Annotated in this window: 1 protein-coding gene; it reads right to left on the bottom strand. The window is 69.5% G+C overall.

What is annotated here, in order from left to right; genetic code table 11:
• Window positions 1–62: 62 nt before the first annotated feature.
• Window positions 63–1,649, bottom strand: coding sequence for an IS1182 family transposase (locus AB0N14_RS40045; RefSeq protein WP_366030598.1), 1,587 nt, complete (start codon window positions 1,647–1,649; stop codon window positions 63–65).
• Window positions 1,650–1,716: the final 67 nt, after the last annotated feature.

Here is a 1,716-nt window from a genome sequence, read left to right as displayed (position 1 = left end):
CTAGAAGGCTGCTGAAAATCTTGGTTGTGGGGCTGTCCGGTCGTAGGCCGGGCGGCCCTTGCTTATGCGGTGGCCGGGGTGAGGTGCCAGCTGCCGTTGGCCCTGGTGAGTCCGAGGTTGATCAGTCGGCGGAGGTTGAGGGCGGCGGCGCGGTGGTGGAGCCAGAGGTTGTTGGCGATGACGCCGCGGTAGGGGACCCGGCGGTTTCCCTTGGCGACCAGCCAGGCGATGGCGCGTTCGACTGGGGGCCGCCATCTGCGGTATTCGTTCTGCCAGACGGGGTCGGTGGCAGCCTGGTGGCGGGCTGCGGTGAGCAGTTCGTGCTGGGGGTGGATGTTGAGGGTGCGCCCGGTCTTGGAGGTGGTGCAGCGTCCGCGCAGGGGGCAGTCGGTGCAGAGGCGTTTGAACTGGGCGGTGCGAGCGCCGTCCGCTTTGACCTGTCCGAGGTTGGCGGTGTGTCCGGCCGGGCAGGTCGCGGTGCCGGCCGCCGAGTCGACGTGGAAGTCGTCGATGGTGAAGCCGCCGGGGATGGCGTGCCGCAGCGGTGGCGGCTTGATCACCAGGGTGTGGCCGTCGGCCTGCAGGTGTGCGCGCAGGTCGCCGGTGCCGTATGCGGAATCGCCGAGCACGGTTAACTCACTGCCCTCGTCCTCGTCGGCCAGCAGATCGCAGGCGACGGCGGCCTCGTGGTTGTCGGGGCCGTAGCCGCTGGTGAGGGCGACCGCGGTGAACAGCCCGGTCTCCGGCTCGAAGGAGGCATGCCCTTTGAAGCCGTCCTGGTGGCGGGTGCGGTTTTTGTGGATGTGCCGTGCGTCCGCATCGACGGTGGACACGGTCCGGTCCGCGACCGTGCGCCGGGCGATGCGCCAGCGGCCATCGCGCCCGTCGGAGTCCTCGGCCGGTTCCACGTCCTGGCCCGCGACCAGGGCCAGCAGGCCCACCGCGTTCGCCGCCCTCTCGCCCATTTCCTGTTCGGGCAGGTGACCGAGCAGGTTGAGAGCATCGGTGACCAGCGCGTCGACCAGTGCGGCGCGGGCGGTCTCGTCGTCCCAGGCGATCCTCGGCTTGCCCGGGTCGGTGTAGTCGTGCGCCGTGCACCACTGCTGTGCGGTCTCATGGGCGCCGGGGACCTCGCGGATCACCCGGCGGACCGCGGAGATGATCTGGGTGACGGTGTCCTGGGTGGCCACCGCGTCATCGAGGACGGTGGAGTCCAGCGCCCGCCGCTGCTTGCCCTTGAGCACGCCGGTCGCGGCCACCACCTCCTTGACCTTGGTGAAGATCCGCGTCGGGTCGGCCGAGTGACGCAGCCGGCGCCGGAAGTACGTCAGCAGCGACGGGTCGAAAGCGGTGTCGTACAGGCCGAGCCCGCAAGCCGCCTTCCACCGCAGGTCACACCGCAGTTCCTGGACCGTCTCGAAGTCCGACAGCCCCTGCAGGCTCTGCAGGACCACCGTCGCGGCCAGCACCTGCGGCGGCAGACTCGGACGACCGTTCGCCGACGGATACATGTCCGCGAACATCGACGGCGGAAACAGCGCCTCACGGTGCTCGGCCAGGAACGCGAACACACTTCCCGCCGGGATCAACTCCCGGCAGGTCTCCCACACATCCGGCCCGACCATCTCCCCGGCCCATTCCCCCTGCATGCCTACAAGACTGGCCCCGGCTCCACTCAGCCGGGGCCAAAACGCGAGATTTTCAGCAGCCTTCTAG

Origin of the sequence: Streptomyces sp. NPDC051104, from assembly GCF_040682835.1 — a bacterium.
GTDB classification, from domain to species: Bacteria; Actinomycetota; Actinomycetes; order Streptomycetales; family Streptomycetaceae; genus Streptomyces; species Streptomyces cynarae.
This window is presented reverse-complemented; position numbering and strand designations above follow the sequence as displayed.